The 19,539-nt window shown below is 61.5% G+C and carries 19 protein-coding genes; 8 read left to right on the top strand and 11 right to left on the bottom strand.

Annotation, left to right across the window (positions count from 1 at the left end):
* Positions 1–3 precede the first annotated feature (3 nt).
* The 11 genes from CLV74_RS19395 to CLV74_RS19345 all read right to left on the bottom strand — a co-directional run bounded on the left by CLV74_RS19395 (position 4) and on the right by CLV74_RS19345 (position 10,366).
* On the bottom strand, positions 4–750 hold the full coding sequence (locus tag CLV74_RS19395) for an SDR family NAD(P)-dependent oxidoreductase (RefSeq protein WP_106268131.1): 747 nt from the start codon (positions 748–750) through the stop codon (positions 4–6).
* Between the two features lie 278 nt (positions 751–1,028).
* On the bottom strand, positions 1,029–1,787 hold the full coding sequence (locus tag CLV74_RS19390) for an SDR family NAD(P)-dependent oxidoreductase (protein ID WP_106268129.1): 759 nt from the start codon (positions 1,785–1,787) through the stop codon (positions 1,029–1,031).
* 8 nt (positions 1,788–1,795) lie between these two features.
* A complete protein-coding gene (locus CLV74_RS19385) occupies positions 1,796–2,785 on the bottom strand; it encodes an ABC transporter permease (RefSeq protein WP_106268127.1) in 990 nt (329 codons plus the stop codon).
* A 9-nt stretch (positions 2,786–2,794) separates the two neighbouring features.
* The gene (locus CLV74_RS19380; RefSeq protein ID WP_106268125.1) at positions 2,795–4,285 is read right to left on the bottom strand and encodes a sugar ABC transporter ATP-binding protein; all 1,491 of its coding nucleotides are present in this window, start codon (positions 4,283–4,285) and stop codon (positions 2,795–2,797) included.
* 69 nt (positions 4,286–4,354) lie between these two features.
* Complete coding sequence (locus CLV74_RS19375; RefSeq protein WP_106268123.1) at positions 4,355–5,317, bottom strand: substrate-binding domain-containing protein; 963 nt, start codon at positions 5,315–5,317, stop codon at positions 4,355–4,357.
* Positions 5,318–5,504: 187 nt separating this feature from the next.
* Positions 5,505–6,374, bottom strand: a complete 870-nt coding sequence (locus CLV74_RS19370) for an SIS domain-containing protein (protein WP_106268120.1) — start codon at positions 6,372–6,374, stop codon at positions 5,505–5,507.
* Between the two features lie 11 nt (positions 6,375–6,385).
* Positions 6,386–7,204 (bottom strand): MBL fold metallo-hydrolase, encoded by an 819-nt coding sequence (locus tag CLV74_RS19365; protein WP_106268118.1) that lies wholly within the window; start codon positions 7,202–7,204, stop codon positions 6,386–6,388.
* Positions 7,194–8,129 (bottom strand): NAD(P)-dependent oxidoreductase, encoded by a 936-nt coding sequence (locus tag CLV74_RS19360; protein ID WP_106268116.1) that lies wholly within the window; start codon positions 8,127–8,129, stop codon positions 7,194–7,196. Before CLV74_RS19360 ends, CLV74_RS19365 begins: the two co-directional genes overlap by 11 nt.
* Entirely contained in the window at positions 8,126–9,091 is a 966-nt protein-coding gene (locus tag CLV74_RS19355; RefSeq protein ID WP_106268113.1) for a shikimate dehydrogenase family protein, read from the bottom strand. Before CLV74_RS19355 ends, CLV74_RS19360 begins: the two co-directional genes overlap by 4 nt.
* Complete coding sequence (gene eda / locus CLV74_RS19350; RefSeq protein ID WP_106268110.1) at positions 9,088–9,735, bottom strand: bifunctional 4-hydroxy-2-oxoglutarate aldolase/2-dehydro-3-deoxy-phosphogluconate aldolase; 648 nt, start codon at positions 9,733–9,735, stop codon at positions 9,088–9,090. The genes CLV74_RS19355 and eda overlap by 4 nt, the downstream gene beginning before the upstream one ends.
* A 10-nt stretch (positions 9,736–9,745) precedes the next feature.
* Positions 9,746–10,366, bottom strand: coding sequence for a glucose-6-phosphate isomerase family protein (locus CLV74_RS19345; protein WP_106268108.1), 621 nt, complete (start codon positions 10,364–10,366; stop codon positions 9,746–9,748).
* A gap of 280 nt (positions 10,367–10,646) precedes the next feature.
* Between CLV74_RS19345 and CLV74_RS19340 the strand changes: the two genes are divergently transcribed.
* The 8 genes from CLV74_RS19340 to CLV74_RS19305 all read left to right on the top strand — a co-directional run bounded on the left by CLV74_RS19340 (position 10,647) and on the right by CLV74_RS19305 (position 19,525).
* The gene (locus CLV74_RS19340; protein WP_106268106.1) at positions 10,647–12,134 is read left to right on the top strand and encodes a xylulokinase; all 1,488 of its coding nucleotides are present in this window, start codon (positions 10,647–10,649) and stop codon (positions 12,132–12,134) included.
* Positions 12,131–12,799 (top strand): HAD family hydrolase, encoded by a 669-nt coding sequence (locus CLV74_RS19335; protein WP_106268104.1) that lies wholly within the window; start codon positions 12,131–12,133, stop codon positions 12,797–12,799. The genes CLV74_RS19340 and CLV74_RS19335 overlap by 4 nt, the downstream gene beginning before the upstream one ends.
* Positions 12,800–12,907: 108 nt before the next feature.
* Positions 12,908–13,912 (top strand): LacI family DNA-binding transcriptional regulator, encoded by a 1,005-nt coding sequence (locus CLV74_RS19330; protein WP_106268102.1) that lies wholly within the window; start codon positions 12,908–12,910, stop codon positions 13,910–13,912.
* Between the two features lie 171 nt (positions 13,913–14,083).
* The gene (locus CLV74_RS19325; protein WP_106268100.1) at positions 14,084–15,358 is read left to right on the top strand and encodes an ABC transporter substrate-binding protein; all 1,275 of its coding nucleotides are present in this window, start codon (positions 14,084–14,086) and stop codon (positions 15,356–15,358) included.
* Between the two features lie 79 nt (positions 15,359–15,437).
* A complete protein-coding gene (locus tag CLV74_RS19320; protein WP_106268098.1) occupies positions 15,438–16,325 on the top strand; it encodes a carbohydrate ABC transporter permease in 888 nt (295 codons plus the stop codon).
* Entirely contained in the window at positions 16,322–17,170 is an 849-nt protein-coding gene (locus CLV74_RS19315; RefSeq protein WP_106268096.1) for a carbohydrate ABC transporter permease, read from the top strand. The genes CLV74_RS19320 and CLV74_RS19315 overlap by 4 nt, the downstream gene beginning before the upstream one ends.
* Positions 17,167–18,525, top strand: a complete 1,359-nt coding sequence (locus tag CLV74_RS19310) for a glycoside hydrolase family 32 protein (RefSeq protein WP_170108113.1) — start codon at positions 17,167–17,169, stop codon at positions 18,523–18,525. Before CLV74_RS19315 ends, CLV74_RS19310 begins: the two co-directional genes overlap by 4 nt.
* On the top strand, positions 18,518–19,525 hold the full coding sequence (locus tag CLV74_RS19305) for an ABC transporter ATP-binding protein (RefSeq protein ID WP_106268092.1): 1,008 nt from the start codon (positions 18,518–18,520) through the stop codon (positions 19,523–19,525). Before CLV74_RS19310 ends, CLV74_RS19305 begins: the two co-directional genes overlap by 8 nt.
* The last annotated feature ends 14 nt before the right edge of the window (positions 19,526–19,539 follow it).

Genomic DNA, 19,539 nt, shown 5'->3' with positions numbered 1-19,539 from the left:
CTCCTAGAGCGAGGACACAAGGTGACCGCCATCAACGACGATCTCGGTTCCGGTCATGTAGGCGCTGGCGTCCGAGGCCAGCAGCAACAGCGGCCCATCAAGGTCAGACATGCGGCCAAGACGGCGCTGTGGGACGCGTTTGATCAACGCCTGCCCTGCGCCCGAGGCAAAGAAATCGCGGTTCAGATCGGTCTCGATATAACCGGGGCACAGGGCATTCACGCGGATGCCATAGCGCGCCCATTCCAGACCAAGGCTTTTCGTCATCTGCACCACACCCGCCTTTGCCGCCGCATAGGCTGAAAGGTTGCCGGCCACCCGAAGCCCAAGGATCGAGGCGATGTTGATGATGCTGCCGCCCTTGCCTGCCGCGACCAAGCCCTGCCCTGCTGCCTGCGCGACCCGAAAAACGCCGGTCAGGTCCGTATCCAGCACACGGCGCCAATCATCCATCGCGGTTTTCAGCGCGGGACCGTCATAGGTCACACCTGCGTTGTTCACTACAATGTCGTAACTTGCTTGGGAAAAGACCTGCGCGACGCTGTCGTCATCGGTCACGTCCAGTGACACCGCCTTTGCCGCGCCACCCGCCGCCGTGATTTGCGCAACTGCGGCCTCAAGCTTGTCCCTGCGCCGCGCCGCCAAAGTCACAGCGCATCCAGCCTCTGCCAACACCTGAGCGAATTGCAGACCCAATCCGCCAGAGGCACCGGTCACAATCGCCGTCTTTCCCCTTAAATCCTCAAACATTACGCGCAATTCCCCTCCCCGAAACCGCCCCCATACCCTTGGCGCAAAGCAAGAAATGCCCCTGCGCCGTCAGGCTCTCCCTGCGGTCTCAGGTCAGTTAAGCGTGAATTCGGGGATGTGCCAACAGGCCAGCCGGACGCCACATGTCCGTGCATGAAGTGACGTTACGTCTAGCGGCACGTCGGGCATCTGCGGCCTCCAGCGCCACATCACCAAATAAAAAGCCGCCCGCTTTGCAGCAGGCGGCCAATCGGGGCGCTTGGGTCGCCCCCTTGCAATCACCAGCAGGTATATCCGCCGTCAGCCAGAACGATCGCGCCTGTCATCAGGCTGGCCCCCTGTCCTGCCAGAAACAGCACGACCGAGGCCACTTCTTCCGGCTTGCCCATCCGCGCCATCGGTGTGCCGCCGATCCAGTGGCGATACATCTCTTCGTTCTCATAGACATAGGTGTTCATGTCGGTCTCGATGTAGGTCGGGGCCACCGCATTCACCCGCACGCCCCGTTCGCCCCATTCCGCCGCGAGAGAGCGTGTCAGGTGGTGTACAGCGGCCTTTGAGGCATTGTAGTTGACCTGTTCCTGCGGGCGGTTGACGATATCGGCGGACATGGACCCGATGTTCACGATCGAGCCCTTGCCCCGCGCCAGCATCCGCTTTCCGAACGCGCGGCAGCACCAGAATGTGCCGTTAAGATTGACGTCCAGCACCTTGTTCCAGACCTCATCGGTCATATCCTCGGCGGGGTGGTTAGAGATGGCGATACCGGCGTTATTCACCAGCACATCCAGCGCGCCGACGGTTTCGGCCAGCGCGTCCACCGCAGCCCTGTCGGTGACGTCCAGTGCGGCAGCCTCAGCGGAATAGCCCTTGTCGCGCAGGGCCTGCGCGGTGGGTTCCGCAGCAGTGCCAAGATCGGTCAGGATCACATGGGCGCCCGCCTCGGCCAGTGCCTCGGCGATGGCGGCGCCAATGCCCCGCGCCGCGCCGGTCACAAGGGCGCGCTGGCCCGTCAGTTTGAACTTGTCCAGATACATGTGGTCTCTCAGCGTTTGAGGGCGGAGGTGCCGTATTGCAGCAACATCGCGCCGATGATGATGGCCCCCATAAACACCTGCTGGTGATAGCCGGGCACGTTGGCAAGGTTCATGAGATTGGCGATGACCCCAAGAATGACCACGCCAATAAAGGTGTTGATCGCGCCGCCGCGTCCCCCCAGCAGGCTTGCGCCGCCAATGACCACCGCCGCGATGGCATCAAGCTCTGCCCCGACCGAGATCGTGGCCGAGCCGATCCCTGTCCGCGACGTTGACACAACACCTGCCAGCGCCGCAAGCGCGCCGGAAATCACATAGACCGAGATCTGGTAACGAGAGATCGAGATCCCCGACAGGCGCACCGCCTCGGCGTTCGAACCCACGGCTTTGACCATCCGCCCGAAGCGGGTGAATTTCAGGACTAGCCCCGCCGCCACAAAGACCGCGATCATCAGGATCACCGGATAGGGTACCATTCCCAAGCGGCCAACGCCGAATTCGGTGATCATCTCGCCCGCCGCACCCATACGGATCGGCTGGCCGTTCGACGCGATCAGCGCAAGGCCCCGCGCAATGGTCATGACCGCAAGGGTGGTCACAAAAGGCGGCAGTTTCAGAAAGGCGATCAGCCCGCCCGACAGCAACCCGCAGCCCGCGCCCACCGCGATGGCCGCGCCAAGTGCGATGCCGGTGCCATAGTCCTGAACCCAGACCGCAGCGATCACCGATCCCAGCGCCGCGACCGAGCCGACCGACAGGTCAATGCCACGGGTCAGGATGACAAACAGCATCCCGACCGACATCAGGCCAATGCCCGCAGACTGGCGCAAGACGTTGAAAACATTGCGGGTGGACAGGAACACGTCCGACATGGCGGTCGCAAGGATCAAAAGCGCCAGCAGAATGATCGCCGGTCCCAGCGTATGAACAAGGCCGGGCAGTCGCTTGACGAAATCACCCTGACGGGGGCGGTCGGTATTGGTTGTGAGGGTTGTCATGCTTTCTCCTCAGGCAGCGTTTTCGACGCCGGGCATGGCGAGTTTCAAGAGGTTTTCCTCGGTATAGGATGGCGGCAGGATCTGGCCGGACAGCGCCCCTTCGCGCATCACCAGCACGCGGTCGCACAGGCCGAACAGTTCATGATGTTCGGACGAGACCACAAGCACCGCCCCACCCCGCGCCGCGAACTGTTTGATCAGGGCGTAAATCTCGGATTTCGCGCCAACATCAACGCCGCGCGTGGGCTCATCAAAGATCATCAGGTTGACCTCGGCGTGGAACCATTTGGCCAGCACCACCTTTTGCTGATTACCCCCAGAAAGAGAGGATACGGGTGCCTCAACGCTGTCGGCCTTCAAGCGCAGGGCGCGGGCGTGATCCTCGGCAACCTGCCGTTCGCTACGCCCCTTCAGCACGCCGAGACGAGTCAAAGGCGTCAGCCGCGCCATCGTGGTGTTGATGCGGATCGCGGTGTCCAGAATAACGCCGTGTTCCTTGCGGCTTTCCGGTGCCAGTCCGATCCCTGCCTGAACTGCATCTTTAGGGGACCGCAGGCGTATCGCCTTGCCGTTCATCGTGACGACACCGCTGTCCGCACGATCCGCGCCGAAAATCAGACGACATAGCTCGGTGCGGCCTGCGCCAACCAATCCACCCAGACCGACAATCTCACCTGCACGGACCGAGAGGGACACATCGCGCACGGCGGTGCCGCGGGTCAGGTTCTGAACCTTCAAAACCTCAGCCCCCGGACTGCGCGGCACGTCTTCACCGAAGAGATCCGACAGCGCCCGCCCCACCATCAACGAAATCATGCGGTCAATCGTCAGCCCCTGCCGGTCAAGTGTGGCAACCGAAGCCCCATCCTTCAGCACTGTGACCCGATCCGAAATCTGCATGATCTCGTCCAGCCGGTGCGAGATATAAATGACCGCAACGCCCTTGGCGCGCAGGTCATCAATGATCGCCAGCAGGCGCTGTGCGTCCTGTACGGGCAGCACAGCGGTCGGCTCATCGAACACCATCACACGGGCGTTCTTGGACAGGGCCTTTGCAATCTCGACCACCTGCTGATGGGCCACAGACAGCGAGCCCGCCAGCGCATCGGGGGAAATATCAAAGCCCAGACTGTCCAGCAGCGCACGGGCGCGGCGACGTAGATCAGGCCAGCGGATCACGCCGGGCAACTGGCCCATGAAAATATTCTCGGCCACGGTCAGATCACCCGCCAGTGCCATTTCCTGATGGATCACCACAATGCCACGGTCGATCGCCTCTTGCGGGCTGGCAAAGCGGATTTCACTGCCATCAATGGCAACCGTTCCGTGGGTGGGCACATGTTCGCCCCCTAGCACGCGCATCAACGTGGATTTGCCCGCGCCATTTTCGCCGACCAGCGCATGGACCTCTCCGGCCCGCAGATCGAAATCGACGCCTTGCAGCGCCTTAACCCCACCGAAATACTTGTGGATACCGGTTAACCGAACCAGATCGCCCATCGCGTCCTCCTGTCTGGTCAAAGGGATGCGCCCGAACCCCGCAAGGTCCGGGCGCCAGAGAGGAGGCGATCAGAAGACCGCTTCGGGATTGTAGTACTGGTCAACGTTCTGTTGCGTGATCACAGCAGGTTCGGTGTAGGTGATTTTGGGAATGTCGGTCATGGTGCCGTCAATGACGCCCTTGGCGATATCCACAGCGGTCGCCGCAACCTGCGCCGGATTGTTCAGGCCAGTTGCACCGTATTCGCCGGTCTTGATCAGCTCGAGCGCCTCTTTCTGGCCATCGGCAGCCGCCACCAGCAGCACCTTGTCCTCCAGACCCTGCGCCCGCAGAGCGTTGCGCGCGCCCAGCAGCATCGAGTCATTCTCGCCCAGAACCACATTCACGTCGGGATGGGCAGTCAGGATGTCCTCCATCGCGGTCAGGCCACCTTCGTTGCCCCAGCCGCCCCAGCCTTGGCCGACGATCTCATAAGACGCCTTGCCGCCGTTCTTCAGCTGGCCTTCGATCAGGCCAGCCAGCACGCCCAGACGGCGCTCTTGACCAACTTCGTTGCCTTGATCACCGGACAGCAGCGCAATTTTCAGATCCTGACCGTCGGTCTCATCCGCCAGCCACTGACCCACCAGCATGCCGTTGCGGGTGTTCGAGGACTGCACCAGCGTCACAATGTTTGCCGACGCATCAATGCTGCTGTCGATCGCGATCACCGGCACGCCAGCATCTGCGGCAGCATTCACGGCGCGGACCAGACCCTGACTGTCGCGCACGTTGATGATCAGCGCGTCAACGCCCTGCGCCACCAGATCCTCGACGTCGGCCACCTGTTTGTTCAGGTCATTACCCGCATCAGCAGAGATCGGGGTGCAGCCGATTTCCTCGGCCCGTTTACGGGCTGCCACGTCCTGCGCAGCAAAGTAGGGCGCGTCCAGCGTCTTCATCGAGATACCGATGGTGCAGCCTTCGGCGCTGGCAGCGGTTGCGCACAGGGTCGCGATCACCGCCGCAGCGGTGGTTTTCAAATGGTTCATGATATCCTCCCGGTTTTTACTCCGAGGCGAGTCTTTGCTGCCTCGTATTTTGTAGTTTTAATACGTAACTTTCAGGCCGGTCAACTGGGTTCGATAGGTTTTTCTACAAAATATGTGGTGAACTTCCGGCATTCACTGCCAAAAATCCCAAACACCTGAATATCTGGGTAATTTTACTACAAAACTGTCAGGAGGCGCCGCGCAGTTTCGCCAGACCTTCCTTCATCCGTGCCACGCGATCGTGGTGCGCTGTCCCACGCCGCAAGCTGACCGCGGTCGAAAGAATGTCGATCACCACAAGATGCGACAGACGCGAAACCGTCGGCGTGTAAAGGTCGGTGTTCTCTAGCGTCTCGACCAGCAGGACCAGATCGCAATGGGCCGCCAGCGGGCTGCCTGCGTGGCCTGTGATCCCGATGGTGGCTGCCCCACGGGCCCGTGCCACCTCTGCCGCCTGCACAACCTCGCGGGTTTGACCGGTGTTCGAGATTGCAACTGCCACATCGCCCTCTCCCAGCATATCGGCGGTCATATACATCTGGTGGCTATCTACAGGCGCGCCGCAGGGCACGCCGAACAGGGGGAATTTTTGCTGCGCATCCCGCGCCACGATACCCGAAGCACCAAAACCGAAAAATTCAATCCGCCGTGCGCCCGCCAGCACATCCACAGCAACGCCGATCTGCGCTGTATCCAGCTTGGATTGCGCCCAATTCAGGTTCGAGAGGTTAAAGTCGAAGACCTTATTCACAATCGCGCCCAGATCATCCTCGGCAGTGATCGCAGTGTGCGAGGTGGTACGGGCAAAGGCCAGACTACGCGCCAGCCTGACCCGCAGATCGCGAAACCCTTCGCAACCGATGGCGGCGCAAAAGCGGATGACTGTCGGTTCGCTAACCTCGGCGGCTTTGGAAAGGGTGGCCAGCGTCATGCCAACCACCTCTTCAGGGCGATCAAGGATCACCTCTGCCACGCGCCGGTCAGACTTTCGCAGGTCATCGCGCAAGCGGACGATATCTTCTAGAAGGTTGTCATCCGGCGTGCGTGCGCTGTCCATGGATCGGCCTTTCAGGTCTTGATGGACAGGCATTCTCCGGCGGTGGGTCGGATGATCAGCGGGAACTCTGACCCAAGTGCCGCCGCGTCGATGACGTCCGGGTCTACGGTATTGAAGGCGAACATACCGAAATGATGCGGGATCAGAAAGGGGCAGTCCTGCGCCAGTTCAATCGCCTCAGGCAGATGGAAATTCCCCGGAATTCCAGAGGCCGCACGCTGCGCATCGCGCCCGTTGACCGGTAACAAGCAGATATCGGGCGCAAAGCCCCTAACGCGCTGCGCCAACCCATCGAAAGGAATACTGTCGCCTGAATGGTAAATCCGCAGAGTAGGCGCGGCGATCCCGTAGCCCAGAAACCGGTGATGGCCCGCATCGTCACGCTCCAGCGCCTCGTGAGCGGCAGGAAACACTGTCAGCATCAAATCAGGCAATGGCGTCAGGTCTTGGTCAGCATCCACAAGGATCAGCCGCGCCTCAGCACCAATCCGCGCCCGCGCCAGTTCGGCGCAGGCGGCTGGCACAACGAAAGGCACATCGGGAAAGCGCCGGTGCAGCGGCCCCAGCGTATCCGGATCAAGGTGATCTGTATGACCGTGCGTGACCAGCACAAGATCGGGGCGCGGCAAGTCTGCAACCGTCAGAGGCGGCGGCATCATGCGGCGATGATCATTCAGCTTGCCCCGATATTTCACGGCAAGACTGTCAGACAGATAAGGGTCGATCAACAGCCGATGGCGGCCGGTCTCGATCCAGAAACCGGCCTGCCCCAGCCAGAAGAGGCCGGGCTGACCGGCCTTTGGCAGACCTATCGTGCGCTCAATCCGCATGAGCCAGCAGGACCTCGAGCAGGTTTGCGACAGCGCGGCGCGTTGAACGCTCGACGGAGGCACCGGTAAATCCGCCGATGTGGGTCGTTGTCACCACGCGCCCGTGGCGCAACAACGCCGACGGCTCGGGCGGTTCGGCATGGAAAACGTCGGTGGCATAGGTGCCCACTTGCCCCGCATCCAGCGCGGCCAGCATGGCTGCTTCATCAACCAGACCCGCCCGCGCGGTGTTCACCACCACGCAACCCGTAGCCAATAGTGACAGTGCCCTAGCCTCCAGCAAAGGGCTGCCGTCCGCAGGCAGCGGCGCGTGCAGGCTAAGGACCTGAGCGCCGCGAAGGGCGTCGTCAAACCCCACCCGCTCAAAGCCTTGATGAACGATGCGATCTTCTGGCGCGAAGGGATCATTGCCCTGCACCCGCGCACCAAGCGACAAGCACATCTCGGCAAAGCTGGCACCGATCGCGCCCAGACCGATGACCCCGATGCGCGCACCGCGAATTTCCGCCCCCACACGGCGCGGCCATGCCCCGCCTTGCAAGCCTGCATGGGTCGGGACGATATCCCGCAAACCGGCAAGCGCCAGCGTCAAAGCCAGTTCGGCCACACCGCGGGCATTGGTGCCCTCGGCCCGTTTGACCGCAATTCCACGCTGCGCAAGGTAGGCCATCGGCAGGTTATCCACCCCCGTCCCGTTGCGCGAAATCACCCGCAGGTCCGTGGCCGCAGCGATCACTGCCTCAGACACAGGCTCGACCCCCGCCAGCCATCCGGAGCAGCCCGGCAGGGCCGCGATCAGGTCAGCCTCGGACGGGGTTGCGCCCGGTGTGGGCATCACCAGATCAAAGCCCGCAGCCCGCAAGGGCTGCAATGCCGGATGACTGCCGGAGGATAGCGAGCGGGGCGTGATCAAAATCCGCATCATGCCACCTCAGTCACACGTCCGGTCGCCTCTGCGGCGATGCGGCTGATGGCATCGAATTCAGGGCCAGAGGTCGGGATCACAATGTCAAAGACCTCGGCGATGACCTGCGTCCAACCGTGAATGAAGTAAGTCCAGCCGTCTTCGATCTGCAGATCGCGGGCCTGCTGCTGCGCCCGCGCCTGATCCAGAAAGACCAGATCGCCGCGGTAGTTCAGCTCCCACACGATGCCGCTCTGGGGGAAACGGCCGTCAAAGCTGAGGGGCGATCCCGGCGCATCCTTGCCCAACCCCGTCGCATTGATCACGACCGAGCCCGCCTTCAGCCCTTGCATTACCGCGTTATTGTCGGCTGCGTTTTCTGTCACCACGTAGTCGCAGGGAATGTCACAGCCCATTTGCTGGTGAATCTCGCGGATGTGGTCAAGGCGCGGCTGCGAGCGGTTGGTGATCACCATTCGCGCAGGCCGGTTTGCCCCCCGCGACGCCTGCGCCAGATGCCATGTCAGCGCGATGGTCGAGCCGCCCGCCCCCATAGACAACAACTCTGCCCCCGTGTCGGCAAAGTGGTTGGCGGGCAGAAACCCATCCAATGCCAGACCGGACGAGATCGGGTCCTTGGCATGACAGATCAGCCGCCCATCCCGCTTTGACAGGCATGAGGTCTCGGCCATCAGGGCTGCATGGGGGTCAATTTCATCGAACATGTCACGGCAGGCAGCATAAAGGTCCAGCTTGTGCGTTGTCACCAGAGCCCCGTAGCTAAGCGGATCATCCTTCAGAAAGCGCACCACGGCGCGGTAGTTTTCCACCGTGTCATGGGGTTTCAGGTCAATCCCCTTAATCTGCACATCGCCAAGACCAAGATGCGCGGCCCATTTGGGAAACACCCGCATGATGGACGAGGCCCCCGTGGTCACGCCGATAAAATAAAAGGTCGGGCGGGTTGCGGGCTGAAGGGTCATGCCTTGCTCCTGATGTCTTTGATGCGGGCGACGGCCTCGGCGGCATTGCGGGTGATTTGGTCCCAGTTGCCGGCAGCAATATCGGCGCGGGTGGCAATCCAGGTGCCCCCGACAGCGCGGACCTGCGGCAAGGCAAGCCAGTCCGGCAGATTGTCCAGCGTGACGCCGCCAGTGGGATTAAAGCCGATGCCGGTGTGGGCGTAGGGGGCTGCGATATTCTTCAGCATATTCGGGCCACCGGCAGGCATCGCCGGAAAGAACTTTACCATGGGGCAGTCGTGACGCAGGGCCAATTGCAACTCTGAGGGGGTCATGATGCCGGGCGCAAACGGCAGACCAATGCGCTGCGCATGGGCCAGCACGGCCCCGTCAATGCCCGGCGAGAGGGCGAATTTCGCCCCCGCCGCTTGCGCCGCGTCCGCCTGCGCTTCGGTCAAGACAGTGCCTGCCCCGACGATCATCTGGGGCCGGCTTGCGGCGATCTGCGCGATGACATCGCGGGCAGCATCGGTGCGGAAAGTAATTTCCGCGACAGGCAAGCCCCCTTCGATCAGGGCATCCGCCAGCGGCAGGGCCTGATCCGCATCGTCGATGGCAATGACAGGAACAACGCCATATTCGGAAAGAGTGTCAAAGACGGTCATAGCATTCCCCTCAAGCTGCAGTCGCAAGTACGGCGTCGATTTCAGCAAGCGAACGGGGGCGATAGGCGGCATTCTCGACCGCTTTCCAGCCCGATCCGTCCGCGACGATGCGCGTCGCCATACCGCCGGACCGCTCAATAATGCCGTAGTCCTGACCGCTGTCGCAGGGGTAGCAAAAGCTCATGACCAAGGGCGTGCCCCCCGTGTTAACCGAGCGGTGAATCCACATGGGCGGCACATAGACCAGAACACGGGGACGGACTTCCAGAATTTGCGTCTCGCCTTCGGGACTTTCCATGAGCATCAGCCCTTCGCCGCTTTCGCCATAGTAGGTCTCGGGCCTGTTGGCAGTGGCGTGGATGTGACCACGGGTCATGAAAAACTCGCGCCCGATGCGCCCCGGCTGCATCCACGTTGTTCCGAAGATCAGATCGCCCGAGGACTGAAGCGGCCGCGCCTCATGCACGGCGTAGACGATGCGGGCCGGATCTTCGGCGGCAAAAGCCTCAAAGGCGGCGGCATCCTCATAAAGACCCGCAAGATCGGAGATGCGCTTTTCATACCGGCCTGTGGCCGCGCTCATGTGACCGCTGCCAGGGTCGATAACATGGGCTGTCGGGGTTTGATGCATCTGTGACCTCATGATGGAAATGTAGTTTAACTACTTTTTTACTACGGCATCACGATTTGACTGGCAAGCGGCATCTGAGGCGGAATTTCCAGAAAATGCCACCTCAGATGCCGAATTGATCACCAAAACAAGTATTTGAAGTAAGCGCAGCAAGCGCCGCATCCGTAATAGCACCCCAATACCAATAAGTAGTTTTTCTACTTTTACCCTTGCCCAGACCCGCTACCAGAGGCACTCTGCCAAAGGAACGAGAATCACCGGCGGTGACGAAGGAGACATCATGCGCGACCTGTATCTGGCGATCGACGTGGGCACCGGCGGGCTGCGCTCGGCCCTTGTTGACCGGCAGGGCCACATCCTTGCCTTTGCGCATCGTGAACATGAACAGATCGTGCCCCGTTTCGGCTGGTCCGAGCAGCGCCCCGCTGACTGGTGGACAGGCACGCAAGAGACCATCCGCGCCGTGCTGGCCAAGGTCGACAACGCGGCAAACCGCATTGCAGCCATTTGCACCTGCGGGCAGATGCATGGCACGGTTCTGATTGATGACGACGGCCGCCTGACACGGGATGCCGCTCCCCTGTGGAACGACAAGCGCACCGCACCGCAGGTCTCCGCGTTTTCTGATCGCATCCACCAAGACGCCTATCTGGACATTTCCGCCAATATGCCCGCCACCGCGTGGCCCGCTTTCAAACTGCGCTGGATCGCCGAAAATGACCCCGAGGCAATGGCCCGCACAACGACTGTGCTGATGCCGAAGGACTGGATCAATTTTTGCCTGACCGGCCAACGGGCGCAGGACGTGACCGAGGCCTCGCTGTCCTTTCTGATGGACTGGCGCAGCCGCGACTGGTCGCAGGCCCTGTGCGATTTGGCGGACGTTGATCGCGCCCTGCTGCCGCCCCTACGGAACCCTTCAGATGTACTGGGGACGCTCACCCCCCAAGCGGCTCAGACACTGGGGCTGGACCCTGCGACGCCGGTGCTGGTCGGGGCAGGCGATTATCCAATGGCCCTGATCGGATCTGGAGTGATCGGCTCGGGGATGGGGTCGGACGTGACGGGGACCTCAACGATCATCACCTTAATGCACGACGCGCCGGTGATCGATCCTGCGATCTCCAACGTTTTGTCGGCGGGCGGTGATTGGGGCGCAATGACCCTCTTGGACGCTGGGGGCGATGCGGTACGGTGGGCACGCCGAGCGTTCCATGAGAACGCCCGCAGCTACGCCGAAGTCACCGCCGACGCGGAACGCGCGGCAACGGGCAGCAAGGCGCTGTTCTTCCTGCCCTACCTTTCGGGCGAACGCTTGGCCCCCTCAAGCCGCGCCCAGTTCTTCGGCCTGACCGCTGCCCACGGGCTGCCAGAACTGCATCGCGCCGTTTTGGAAGGCGTGGCCTTTTCCGTGCGACAGCGCCTTGACGCGCTACAAGGCGGGCACGGACGACCTGACCGGATCGTAGCCGCCAGCGGTGGTGCAAAGAACACGCTTTGGCTGCGGATCAAGGCCAGCATGTACGGCGTCCCCTACCTTGTTCCATCAGAACTGGAGTGCGGCGTGGTTGGCGCAGCGATGCTGATGTCTGTGGCCAACGGCGATAACGCAGACCTGCCCGCCGCCGCGGGGCGCATGGTGCATTTTGCCCAAGAGATCGCGCCTGACCCCGAATGGTCCGAGGTCTATGACCGCATGATGCCAATCTACAGCCGCCTCTATGACAGCGCCCAAGGGTTCTACAAAGACATTGAGGCTCTGGGATGAGGGCGATCCTGTGGGACATGGACGGAACCGTACTGGACAGTGAACCCGCCCACGACGCCGCCTTTCATGGGGCGATTAACGCTTTGGGCCTACAGTTGCCCGCGGGATTCCACGATCTGTTGCTGGGTGCCAGCGGTGACCAAGTCCACGCTGCGCTGGTTAAGGTCGGGCTAACGCTGTCATTGCCACAATGGACCACGCTGAAAGCTCAACATTACGCCACACAAGGCGCGCGGATCACGCGCCGCACGCCCACAGCAGAAATTGCGTTGGCTTTGGCGGCGAGGGGCCATCCTATGGCGCTGGTGTCCAATTCGACCGCGCAAGAGGTGGCGATGAACCTTGCCGTCACTGGCATGTCCTATGCCTTTGCCCACACGATCAGCAGGGACGACGTGGCAAAAGGCAAACCTGCCCCTGAAGGCTATCTACTGGCGGCGCAAAAGCTGGGTGTCGCCCCTCAGAACTGCCTTGTGGTCGAGGACAGCCCGACCGGCGCGCGCGCCGGACTGGCGGCGGGCATGACCGTGCTGCTACATCCCCAGACATTGATCGATCCGGTCGCAGGGGCCATGTACCTGCACCCCGACGCCTCGCCCGAGGATATCCTTATGGCCTTCCTTGCGGGCCGCCAAGACGTCCTAGTGCCTTCCGCGCGCGCATAAAGCAGCGGTGGTGTTCCGCCACGATTGACAACGTAAGACACTTCTCCTTCGGGACAGGGTCCGCTATCACGGGGCAAACCCGAAACCACTTGCGCACCCAAGGCTCCGATGACCACCCAACGCGATATTGCCCGCCTCGCCAAGACCTCTCTCAAGACCGTCTCGCGGGTGATCAACCGCGATCCGTTGGTCAATGAGGCTACGCGCAAGCGCATTCAGGATATCATCGACCAGACCGGCTATGTCCCCAATGAGGCCGCCCGCATGATGCGCTCGCAAAGCAGCGATATCGTGGGGTTTCTGTCAGAGGATGTGGCGACGACCTCATCGTCCATCGACCTTGTACGTGGGGCGCAGGACGTAGCCCACGCCATGGGCAAGCAGATGATGCTGTTCAACATCCGTCGCGGCGAGGCGTCCGAGACCGAGGCGCTGGCGCAATTGGCCCGCTTTCGCGCAAGCGCGTGCATTCTGGCGACCAGCTTTCACCGAGAGGTTCCCCTGCCCCGCACGGACATGAAGACGGTGCTACTGAACTGCTACGATGCTGCGGGCGATACCGCCACCGTCCTGCCCGACGATCGCCAACTGGGCTATGATCTGACGACTGAGCTTCTGCGACGGGGCTATCGCCGCCCTCTGTTCCTGAACCTTGCACCGAAACTGGCAGGCGCCCGCCTTCGTGCAGAGGGCTTCATTGCAGCCGGACAGGCGGCAGGGCTGAACCTTGCGGACCGCATCCGCACTGCCTCGGCGGGACCGGACCGCGATCACACATATTTCGTCGATGACATCCTGCCCGCCGAGATGACTGGGTCAGAGCCGCCAGACGTGTTGATCTGCGGTCAGGACTTAATGGCGCTGCCAGTCTATTTCGCGCTGGTCCGACTGGGGTTGGCCGTGGGCCGCGATGTGGCCGTTACCAGTTTTGACAACCTGCAACCGCTGGCCAAGCTGATGCAGCCGGGCCTGACCACAATGGATCTGCCCTATTACGACATGGGCCGCATCGCCATGCAGCAGGCCCTGTCTGAACATGATTCTCCGATCCGGCAATTGGTGCAGGGTCAGTTGGTCGAGCGCGCTTCGCTGCCCCTCCGACAGTCCGCCTGATTTTCCTTTATCTTTCAAGGCAATACCAGCCTTAGGGACGTTCCTGACGCACGATTGACAACGTGAGACATTTGCCGCTATCAATTGTCTCACGTTGTCATAACCATTTTCTTCGGATTTGGATCAAAACACGCGCAGCACGGGAGAGTTGCGCGACAGGGAGGATTTGCCATGAACTACCAACGCCTTATTGGCTCCAGCGCGCTGGCGCTTTGCATTGCGACACAGGCTTATGCCGGAGAGATCACCGCATGGGTAATCGATGCAGCAGCCGAAAAGCCCTATTTCGACCAGCTTGGCGCGGCCTTCAGCGCCGCCCATCCCGATGTTACCCTGAACGTTGTGCCGGTTCCGGGTTATGTGGACGCCATTCAGGCCGCATCTGTCTCGGGCAATCTGCCGGACATTATCCTGCTGGACGGCCCGAACATGGCCGCCAGCGCGTGGGCAGGCACAATCCAGCCCATTGGCAATCTGCTTGATCCTACCCTGCTTGCCGACACCATGCCCGGCGTCATCGCACAAGGCACCTACGGGCCGGACGGCAAGCTGTACCACATCAGCGCCTATGACTCGACCGTCATCCTTTGGGGCAACAAATCCTATCTTGAGGCCGCAGGCGTGCGCATCCCCACAAGCGTTGATAACGCTTGGACCCGCGATGAGTTCGCCGCCGCGGTCGAGGCCCTGTCAAAGGTCGACGGCGTGCGCTGGCCCTTGGACATGAAGCTGAACTATGGCGGCGAATGGATGACCTACGGCTTTGCGCCCTTCATCCAGTCCGCAGGGGCCGATCTGATCGACCGCGACACATGGAAAGCAGACGGCACCGTCAACGCACCCGAAGCTGTGGCCGCGATCACCGAATTGCAAGACTGGTACAAGAACGGCTGGATCGTGCCTGCCTCGGCAGGTGACAACCAGTTCTACGGCGAAAAGACCGCAGCACTTTCTTGGGTTGGCAACTGGATGTGGCCTCCGCACGCAGCGGGCCTTGGCGAGGACATGGTGATGATCCCCGCCCCCGCCTTTGGTCCCGAAGGGGTAACGGCCCCGAACGGCGGTTGGGGTTGGTCGGTTCCGGCCAGCACGACGAACCTTGAGGATGTCTCGACCTTCCTGAACTTTGTCATGTCCGATGCCGAGGTGGCCAAATACGCCGACATCACCGGCTTTGCTCCATCACGCGCTGCGGCTGTTCCCCTGAGCGAAAAGTTCTCGACCCCCGGTGTGCAGGACCTGTTCACCGCGCAAGGCAACTGCTGCGCCGTGGTGCGTCCCGTGCATCCGGCCTATCCGGCGATTACCCTTAGCTGGTCGCGTGCCATGCTGAACATCTTCTCGGACGGCGCGGCTGACGTGCAGACCGAACTGGATGGCGTGGCCCAGTACATCGACATGGATATCGAGGACAACGCAGGCTACCCGCCGTTCTCGGCCAACTAACGGTTCCTCCCCGAGGCGTGTGGCCAGCGCAAGCCAGCGCAGACCGCACGCCCCACTTTTCCCCGCACCGGAGGCCCAAATGCCGACTATATTCAAAGGCCGCTCGCAAGAGCTGGCGATGCTTTTCCCCGCGATGGCATGTCTTGTGCTGATCATCGTGGTGCCCTTTTGCCTCTCGATCGGGTTCAGTTTCACCGACCAGCGCCTGATGCCGCGCCCGATCCCGACGCGCTTTGTCGGGCTGACCAATTATGAACGGATGTTTGCCGACCGGCTGTTCTGGCAAGCGATTGGCAATACGGTACTTTTCACCGTTCTGGTGGTACCCTTCCAGCTGATGATCTCGCTCTGCGTTGCGATGGCGTTGAATGCCGCGATCCCTTTCCGAGGGCTGTTTCGCACCGTCTCGATCCTGCCGCTGTTGCTGCCAATCACCGTGGTCGTGGCGATCTGGGCCGTGCTGTACCGCATCCCTACGGGCCCCCTTAACACGATCTACCAGCTGTTCGCAGGCCCCGAGGCCTACATCGACTTTGTGGGCGGGTCCGATACCGCGATGGTCGCCATCGTTGTGCTGTCGGCTTGGGCGACCTTTCCCTACCAGATGCTGATCTATCTAGCGGGTCTACAGGACGTGCCGGGCGATCTGTATGAAGCCGCCGAACTGGACGGCGCCACCGCATGGCAGCGCTTTCGATTTGTGACGTGGCCCTGTCTGCGCAACGTCAACATCTTCCTGCTGATCATCACCACCATTCAGGCGCTGAAACTGTTCACGCAGGTCTCTGTGATGACCAAGGGCGGGCCGAACGGGTCGACCACGACCATCATCTACTACCTGTTCCAGCAGGGCTTCACCTCGCAGAAGATCGGCTACGCCTCGGCCATCTCGGTCTTCTTCTTCATCGCGGTCACCACCATCGCCGTACTGCAACGGGTCTTTCTGAAAAACGAGGGCGAGCAATGATCCGGATCTTTCCCCGTGGCACCCTGATGCCATTTCTTTTCGCCTGCACAGTAGCCCTAGGGGTGCTGTTGCCGCTGATGATGATGGTGACGATCAGCCTGAATCCTGATGAGCAGGATATCCTTGTCTCGATGGGGTCGCTGAAGTCCTTCATCCCCGAGACCGTCAGTTTCCAGAACTATATCGACGTCTGGACCGATCCGGCGCGTCCGTTCTTCCGCTACATGATGAACACCGCGATTGTGACCGTGGCGACCTTGTTGATCTCGATCACCATCAACTCGATGGCGGCCTTCGTCGTTGCCCAAGGTAGCCTGCCCGGCAACAAGATGGTGCTGCTGTTTGTGGTCGCGACCATTGCGGTACCAGCAGAAAGCCTTGTGCTGCCGCAGTTGATCCTTGCGGGCAAGCTGGGACTTGTGGACACCTATGTGGTCCAGATCCTTCCGGGTATCGCCAACGCCCTGTCGATCTTCCTGTTCTTCCAGTTCTTTTCCCGCATCCCCAAAGACCTGTTCGAGGCGGCAGAGCTGGACGGCTTTTCATTCTTTCAAAAGTACCGCCATATCGCCCTGCCCCTGTCGAAGCCTGTGATCTCGGCTGTCGCGATCCTGCAATTCCTTGAGATGTGGAACGCCTACCTCTGGCCGGTCATGGTCACACGCGGCCCCGAGGTGCGCCCACTGACCGTCGCCATGGGTGCGTTCTTTGGCACCAACCAGCGTATCCCATGGGGCGATGTGATGGCCTTTGCGGTGTCGATGGCCGTGCCGGTGATCCTGTTCTTCCTGCTGATGCAGCGCCAGTTCATCGCGTCCGTTATGAGTTCGGGGGTCAAAGGATGACCGAGACCTACCGCCCGAAACTGCACTTTACCCCTGCGAAAGGCTGGATGAACGATCCCAACGGCATGATCCGTCATGGCGGCCTGTGGCATCTGTTCTTTCAGCATGACCCCAACAGCATCCACCACGGCCCGATGCACTGGGGACATGCGGTCAGCCGTGATCTTGTGCACTGGCAGGAACGTCCTGTCGCGCTTTATCCCGACGCGCTCGGCACCTGCTTTTCCGGCAGCGCTATCGCCGCGCCTCAGGGGGTCAAGCTGTTCTATACCGCCCACAGCCTGACGCCCGAAGGGCGCGACTTTCAGGTCCAGTGCGTCGCCCACGCGAATGACACCCTGACGCAGTTCCAGACCGACACCAGAAATCCGGTGCTGGAGAACCCCGGTCGCGAGGTCTTTCGCGATCCCAAGGTGATCTGGCACCAAGACACCGCCCGTTGGATCATGCTGGTGACCGAAGGCCAGTCGATCGCCTTTTACGCATCCGAAGACCTGCGCAGGTGGGAATACCTTAGCAGCTTTGGGGCCTGCCACGGGCAGCACGGCAAAGGCGTTTGGGAATGCCCCGACCTGCTGGAAATGCGCTATCAGGGGAAAGCATTTTGGGTGCTGATCGTCTCGATCTCAGAGGATGCGCCCGGTGGCGGCTCTGGCACCCAGTATTTCATCGGCGCCTTTGATGGCACCCGCTTTACCAACGTCAATCCGGCGGAAGCGGTGCTTTGGCTGGACATGGGGCGCGATTTCTACGCGCCGCAGAGCTTTTTCGATCCCGGTGGCCCGCCCACCGTCATGGCTTGGGCCAGCAACTGGAGCTATGCCCGTCAGACCCCGACCAAGGCCTTTCGCGGGGCCGCAAGCCTTCCGCGAGAGCTGTCCCTGACGCGCTCACCGGACGGGCTGCGCATTGCCCAAAGGGTGCCCGAAGCGGTGCGAAATGCCTTTGCCAACCAGCGCGACCGCGCCACATTCCATCACGGCTTCCACCTAGAGGCAGAGGGCGCGCGGGATGTGACAGTTTCGCTATTTGGGGAAACCGTGCCGCATCTGCGTCTGACCCGCGGGACCGACGACGTGGTCACGCTAACCTCTCGGCGGCCCGACCACGACGGCCTGACCGGCTTTGGCCATGAGGTCATCACCCGCTTCACTTGGCCCCTGTCCCGACCGCTGGATATCGAACTGTTCGTCGATCGCGGCCTTGTCGAGATGTTCTGCGCCGGTGGCACCGTGTCCCTGACCAACCTGCATTTTCCGGCGGTGCCCGAAGGCCCCGTCACCTTGACCCATCACGCCAGCGGCACACGCCGCGCCGTTCCCCGTCACCTGTCCGAAGGAGGCCACAATGGCTGACGTCCTGATCCAGTCCGTAACAAAGCGCTACGGCACTGTCGAAGTTGTCCCCTCGTTGAACCTAGAGATCCCCGAAGGCTCTTTCACCGTACTTGTCGGCCCGTCCGGCTGCGGCAAGTCCACACTATTGCGGATGATCGCAGGGCTTGAGACGGTCTCGGACGGCAAAATCTTTATCGGCGGCACCGACATTACCCACACCGCCCCGTCCCAGCGCGGCGTTGCGATGGTGTTTCAAAGCTATGCCCTTTACCCGCACATGAGCGTGGCCGAAAACATCGGTTTCGGCCTGCGGTTGGCGGGGATGGGCAAATCCGAGATGGAAGGTCGCGTGCGCGAGGCCGCCGATATCCTGCAACTTGGCCCGCTGCTGGATCGCAAACCAAAGCAGCTTTCGGGCGGTCAGCGCCAGCGCGTCGCCATTGGCCGCGCCATCGTGCGCAAACCCAAGGTCTTTCTGTTCGACGAGCCGCTCTCGAACCTTGATGCCGCGCTACGGGCGCAGATGCGAGTCGAGCTTTCGGAACTGCATGAACGCCTTGGCTCGACTATGGTTTATGTCACCCATGATCAGGTTGAGGCCATGACCATGGCGGACCAGATCGTCGTTCTGAATAAGGGCCATATCGAGCAAGTCGGCGCGCCCATGCATCTATACAACGCACCCGCCACGCCCTTTGTGGCGGGGTTTATCGGATCGCCCAAGATGAACTTTTTGCAAGGCCCCAAGCCTTGGGCCAGTGCGCCACAGGGCGCGTTGATTGGCATCCGCCCCGAACATATCACCCTGTCCCAGACTGGGGGGCAATGGCCTGCCACAGTCCGGCACGTCGAACACCTTGGCGGCGAAACGCTAGTCCATCTGGACAGCGAATGCGTCGGCAGTCTGACCGTGAAGGTGACGGGCGATCTATCCGCACAGGCGGGCACCACACTTCATGCCTCGCCGCGGCCGGAGATGCTGCATGTCTTCACAGACGGTCAGCGGGTCAGCGCCTGACCCGCATCGCACAG

It is taken from the genome of Donghicola tyrosinivorans (genome assembly GCF_003003355.1).
GTDB classification, from domain to species: domain Bacteria; phylum Pseudomonadota; class Alphaproteobacteria; order Rhodobacterales; family Rhodobacteraceae; genus Donghicola; species Donghicola tyrosinivorans.
The sequence above is the reverse complement of the archived record's forward strand: the minus strand, read 5'-3'. Positions and strand labels throughout refer to the sequence as shown.